Annotated in this window: 6 protein-coding genes and 1 pseudogene; 2 read left to right on the plus strand and 5 right to left on the minus strand. The window is 71.6% G+C overall.

The genetic code is table 11. The features are described 5' to 3' along the window. The 5 genes and pseudogenes from VFF46_RS07195 to VFF46_RS07215 all read right to left on the minus strand — a co-directional run. A pseudogene (locus VFF46_RS07195) lies at positions 1-1,138 on the minus strand (hypothetical protein); the annotation flags it as partial. Between the two features lie 156 nt (positions 1,139-1,294). Further along, complete coding sequence (locus VFF46_RS07200; RefSeq protein ID WP_325036231.1) at positions 1,295-2,122, minus strand: TIGR03936 family radical SAM-associated protein; 828 nt, start codon at positions 2,120-2,122, stop codon at positions 1,295-1,297. Between the two features lie 47 nt (positions 2,123-2,169). Beyond that, positions 2,170-3,036 (minus strand): hypothetical protein, encoded by an 867-nt coding sequence (locus VFF46_RS07205; RefSeq protein ID WP_325036232.1) that lies wholly within the window; start codon positions 3,034-3,036, stop codon positions 2,170-2,172. 66 nt (positions 3,037-3,102) lie between these two features. Further along, positions 3,103-3,603, minus strand: a complete 501-nt coding sequence (locus tag VFF46_RS07210) for a DUF1772 domain-containing protein (protein ID WP_325036233.1) — start codon at positions 3,601-3,603, stop codon at positions 3,103-3,105. Between the two features lie 42 nt (positions 3,604-3,645). After that, on the minus strand, positions 3,646-3,780 hold the full coding sequence (locus tag VFF46_RS07215; RefSeq protein ID WP_325036234.1) for a hypothetical protein: 135 nt from the start codon (positions 3,778-3,780) through the stop codon (positions 3,646-3,648). A gap of 292 nt (positions 3,781-4,072) precedes the next feature. On the opposite strand from VFF46_RS07215, the gene VFF46_RS07220 reads away from it, so the two are divergent. Both VFF46_RS07220 and VFF46_RS07225 read left to right on the plus strand, forming a co-directional pair. Beyond that, positions 4,073-4,870, plus strand: coding sequence for a lysophospholipid acyltransferase family protein (locus tag VFF46_RS07220; protein ID WP_325036235.1), 798 nt, complete (start codon positions 4,073-4,075; stop codon positions 4,868-4,870). A gap of 39 nt (positions 4,871-4,909) precedes the next feature. Next, a partial coding sequence (locus VFF46_RS07225; RefSeq protein WP_325036236.1) for a prephenate dehydratase domain-containing protein occupies positions 4,910-5,377 on the plus strand: 468 nt, incomplete at its 3' end.

Consider the following 5,377-nt stretch of genomic DNA (forward strand, 5'->3'; position numbering starts at 1 on the left):
CGTCGGTGGAGTCGTCGGCCTGAATGCCACCCCGGGTGTCGGCGCGGGTTTCGTTCGGGTCGTCGGTGCGGGTGTTGGTGCGGTTGCCCCGGTTGCCGCTCCGGCTGGAGCGGCGGCCGCCTCGCGTGCCGGTGCCCTCGGTTGCCTCGGGCGAGTCGGTCGCGTCCGCGGTCGTGCTACCGCCCCGCGACTCGGCGTCGCCCGCTGCACCGCTCTCCCGGCTGTCGGTCTCGCGGCCGTCGGTCTCCCGGGCTTCTGCGTCGCGGCCGCGACGGCTGCGGCGACGGCGGGTGCCGGTCGGCTGCTCGTCGGTGCCAGGCTCAGGCGCGGCCGCCGGGACCGTGGCCGCCTCAGCTGCCTCGTCCTCGTCGGTCGCTGCCTGAGCGGAGTTCGGTACGTCGGTCGGCGCCTGGAACAGCACAGCCGCCGGAGCCGGCCGCCTGCGACTCCGCCGCGCAGTACCCGCCCCGTCACCGTCCGCCGCCGCGTTGGGGGTGCCGGTCGTGCGTGCGTTGGACGTGCTGGCGGCGTCCGCAGCCGTGTTCCCGGCCGCGGATGCGGTGGGGCTCGGCTGGGTGCCGTCCGTAGGTGCGGCCGCGGTCCGGTCGTCGGTGGTGGCAGATTCGGCGGTTTTCGCCGTACGGCGGCGGGAGGCGCGCTTGCGGGCGGGTGCCTCCGCGGCAGCCTGCTCGGCGGGGGTGTTCCCTTCCGCGGGTGAGTTACCGGCGTCAGCTTGCGGCTCGACGGGGGGCTCGAAGGGGGGTGTGGTCTTCTTCGCCGCGCGCTTGCGGGTGGTTTTCGTCGCCGCGGGGGTCTCGGTGACGTCCGGGAGGGGTTCCTGGGCGGCGGTGGACTTCCTCGCGGGGGTCTTCTTGGCGGTCGCGGTCTTGGCGGCGGCCTTCTTGGCCGGCGCCTTCTTCGCGGTGGCCTTCTTGGCCGTCTTCTTCGCCGGGGCGGCCGGTTCGGCGGCGGCCTCGGTGGGCTGGGTCGCGTCGGTGCGCGGCTCCGGCTCGGCGGTCTTCTTCACCGTGCGCTTGCGCGTCGTGGTGGTCTTCTTGGCGGCTGCGGTCTTCTTCGCAGTCCGGCCGGCGGGTGCAGCCGTGCCGGCTGCCTCGATGGTCGGCTCGTTGTCGAGCATGTAGTGCGGGTCTCCTCAAGCCTTGCGGCGCATCCCCGACCCCTGTCACGGGTCCCGGGCGCCGGCCGTAAGGCGGTCACGGTTCGCCCTGCCTGGCCCTGGATGCTGCCCGGGCCGCGGCGTGGCGGAAGCCTGCTGGATCCGCTCCGCCCGCGCTCAGGGCACAGAGGGAGCGGCGGCGTCGCCCTCCGCTGTGTGCGTCTGGCGGGGACCTGCCTGGCCGGTCGCGGTCGCCTGGTTGGCGTCGCGGTCACGAGCGAGCGGGTCTTCCACCGTGCCGGTGTCCGTGGTGAGCGGGCCCTGGGCGAGCCTGGTCAAAAGAGCCGGGCCCGTCACCGTCAGCGTCGCTACCTCGCGCACACCGGCGAGAACGTCGTCGGGTCTCACGGCCGGGGTTCCGTGCCGTAACACCACTTGCAGTATCGCACACGTCTCAACCGACCCCGGTTCACTCACGACGGTGAGTCGGAGAACGGCAGCCCGACAGTCGAACGAGCGAAGTCCACGTTTGGTCATGCGCTCGACCAGAATTTCCTCCCGGCCGAGGAACGCCCCGACCGCCGCCGCGGCCGCCTCCGGATCGGCGCCCGGCAACGCGATCCGCCACTCGCTGGCCTCCAGCCGTTCGGCGAGCGCCCCCGGCCCGGCGACGACCACTTCGAGTACGTCGAGTCCGGGCGGCAGCGCCTCGTCCAGCGCTACCCGGACCTGCTCGGCGTCCCGCTCCTGTGTGAGCGAGATCTCCAAGTACTCCGCTTCCGAGGCGGCCCCGGTCGGCGCGGCACCGGCGTACGAGATCTTCGGGTGCGGGCTGAAGCCGTGCGAGAACGCCACCGGCAGCTCGGCCCGCCGTACGGCGCGCTCGAACGCCCGCTGGAAGTCGCGGTGTGAGGTGAATCGCAGCCGTCCCCGCTTGGCGAACCGGACCCGCAGTTTCTGGACGGCGGGCAGCTGCTGCGAGGGCGGAGCTTGAACTGGTGGCACGCGCCCAGTGTCTCAGCCCCGGCGCCACCGCCGGGTCGCCGGGCCGGTCACTCCGCCGGCGTGCACCGCGCCTCGGGCTCGAAGGTCGGGGCGGCGTCGAGGTCGAGTTCGACGTGGACGACCCCGCGCAGGTCGTCGAAGACGAGGACGCGGCTGCCGTCGGCGGGCACCCGGTCGGGCGAGGTCCGCATCCGGGCCGCGAGCTCGTGCGTGCCGGCCGGCGAGTCGTACGCGATCGTGACGTTCAGTTCGGGGCTGTTCCCGAGCCAGAACACGATGCCGCCGAGCCGCACGGTTCCGGCGTACCGGCGGCCGTCCCGCCGAAGCCGCTCGATCGTCGCCTGGCGCTGCTGCGCGTGTACCAGCGCCGACGGCAGCCGGCCCACGACGGTGACCCACCAGACCGCGGCGATCAGCGTGAGGGCGGCCGAGAGCGCGTACGCCTCGGTGCCGATCCGGCCGTCGAGGGTGCGTTGGAGCGTCCCGGCCCGGTCCGGCGCGAAGCCGGTGACGACCGAAAAGCCTGCTCCGGCAGCGATTCCGGCGAGTACGGCGGTCGCCCGGACCAGCGACGCCGCCCGGCGCTGACCGAGCCGCTGCCGCGCCTGCTCGCCAAAGTTGAGCGTGAGGGTCAGGAGGAGGTACGCGACGACGACGGTTGCGACGACGCGCCAGATCACCGGGACACCGCTCGGGAGATCGACGGCGCAGGTCTCGGCCGGCGCCGACGACGCGTTGCACAACCACGACGTACCGAGCGAGCTCGCGGCGCCCCACGCTCCGAAGCAGACGGCGGCCGAGGTCACCAGCCGGGGCGTCACCTGCCCGGGTGACTCACCGGGAGCGAGTCCCGTGATCCGTCCGCCCTTGTCGGTGGTCGAGAACACCGGGCGCTGGTCCCACCAATCCTTCATCCGTACCCCCCAGGTCCGTTGGCCGGACGAACAGTACTGGTCCGGGCAGCGCTCCGAACAGAGGTCTCACGGCTGCATCGCGGACTTTCCGGTCAGATACAGCGCCCAGCCGAGGAATCCGAACGACACCAGCGCGAGCACCGTGCGGACCAGGTTGTACGTCGTCCATTTCGCCTCGTCGAACGCCGCCCGGGCGGCGCCGGCGTCGATCGCGCCGGGGTCGCCGGCGGCCTTCAGCGCGTCGTTCAGCGGGACGTTGACGGCGACCGTGACGATCATCGAGATCAGGTACAGCACGAACGCGACCGCGATCCACGGCAGCGCCTTCTCCTTCAGGCTGAGCACGCCGCCGAGCAGCGTGAACAGCAGCGCGCCGACGAACCCGAGGCCGAGGAACAGCGGGTTCACGATCGCCCGGTCGACGGCCTGGAACGCCGTGATGAAGGTCCGGTCGTCGGTCTTCCCGAGGCCGGGCATGAACGCGTTCGCGTAGATCCCGTACACGCCGGCCACCAGGCCCGTGGTCATCGTGGCCGCCATCAACGCCGCCACCCGCAGTCCGTTCATCTCACTCCTCCAGTACGGCGGGAACGTCCCGCACCAGAAAAGCTAGAAGTTCCGGAGCGCCGGGAACATGTCGCCGAGGCTCACCTCCATGTCCGGAAAACTCACGGTCGTACGCACTGGCCCGAAGGCGGGCCGGCGTACGGCTGCCGCTGTTGCCGGTGGCATCGATCGCCTCACGGCACCACCCGTGGCACGCCCGGACGCGGTCGCGTACGTCCACCGGTCCCGCCGTACGTGCTGCTGTTGCCGATAGCAAGGATTTGCCGGGTGGCGGCGGTGGCCCCGGGGACCCGGATCGGCACCACGGTCGCGGCCGGGGCGACGGCCCGCCCGTCAGCAGCTTACGAAAACCGGCGCCGGAGTGTGAGGAGTTCCCGGGTGGCGAGCCGGCCCGAACCGGGCCGTCGTGCGGCATCATGTGATTTCGGGGTACGTGAGGCTGCGTGACATTCAGAAGGATGGGACTTCGATGACGGAACCGGCACAGTCGCCGCGGCGCGAGCCGGACCCAGCGGTCGTGGATGCCGGGGACGGCGACGGCAAGGGCATCTACTGGGTGCTGAAGAACGTGGTCGTCGGACCGCCGGTGAAGCGGATCTTCCGGCCGAAGATCGTCGGCGCGGAGAACGTGCCGGCCACCGGCGCGGCGATCATCGCCAGCAACCACCTCTCGTACTCCGACTGGATCTTCATGCCGCTGGTGCTGCGCCGCCGGGTGACGTTCGTGGCGAAGTCCGACTACTTCACCGGCGCCGGGATCAAGGGCCGGTTCCAGCGCGGGTTCTTCAAGGGCACCGGGCAGGTGCCGATCGACCGCTCCGGCGGGTCGGCGTCCGAGGGCGCGATGCGGGCCGGGATGAAGGTGCTGGAGCGCGGCGAGCTGTTCGGGATCTACCCCGAGGGCACCCGCTCGCACGACGGCCGGCTGTACAAAGGCCGGACCGGGGTCGCCCGGCTCGCGCTGGAGGCGAAGGTCCCGGTGATCCCGTGCGGCGTGATCGGTACCGACGTGGTCGCTCCGCCGGGGAAGATCGTCGCGTCGTTCGCCTCGCCGACGGTGAAGTTCGGGGAGCCGCTGGACTTCTCCCGGTACGAGGGCATGGAGAGCGACCGGCTGATCCTGCGCGCGGTCACCGACGAGATCATGTACAAGATCATGGAGCTGTCCGGGCAGGAGTACATCGACATGTACGCCACCAAGGCCAAGGCCCTCGAGGGCCGCGCAGTCACCGGCGCCCCGGACAAGGTCCGCAAGACGGACACCTGATCCGGGTCGTGAGATGCGATAGGTCTACGCTGGGAGATCGTGGAAGGTCCGATCGCATACCAGGGTGAGCCAGGCGCCAACTCGGCGATGGCGTGCACCGGCATGTTCCCCGAGCGCGAGCAGCTGCCCTGCACGACGTTCGAGGACGCCCTCGACGCGGTCAGCAGCGGACGTGCCGGGCTGGCGATGATCCCGGTCGACAACTCGATCGCCGGACGGGTCGCGGACATCCACCACCTGCTGCCGGAGTCGGGTCTGCACATCGTCGGCGAGTACTTCCTGCCGATCCACTTCCAGCTGCTCGGCGTTCCCGGTACGTCGCTGGACCGGATCCGGACCGTCCGCAGCCACGTACACGCGCTCGGTCAGTGCCGCAAGATCATCCGCGAGCACGGGTGGTCGACGGTCGTCGCCGACGACACCGCGGGCGCCGCCCGGGAGGTGTCGGAGCTCGGCGACCCGACGGTCGCGTCGCTGTCCCCGCGGGCCGCGGCCGGGCTGTACGGC

Origin of the sequence: Kribbella sp. (genome assembly GCF_035655035.1) — a bacterium.
Taxonomy (GTDB): domain Bacteria; phylum Actinomycetota; class Actinomycetes; order Propionibacteriales; family Kribbellaceae; genus Kribbella.

Coding starts and splice junctions, on each gene's coding strand:
- VFF46_RS07205 (WP_325036232.1), bottom strand. CDS start 3,036: ATGAAGGATTGGTGGGACCAGCGCCCGGTGTTCTCGACCACCGACAAG.
- VFF46_RS07210 (WP_325036233.1), bottom strand. CDS start 3,603: ATGAACGGACTGCGGGTGGCGGCGTTGATGGCGGCCACGATGACCACG.
- VFF46_RS07220 (WP_325036235.1), top strand. CDS start 4,073: ATGACGGAACCGGCACAGTCGCCGCGGCGCGAGCCGGACCCAGCGGTC.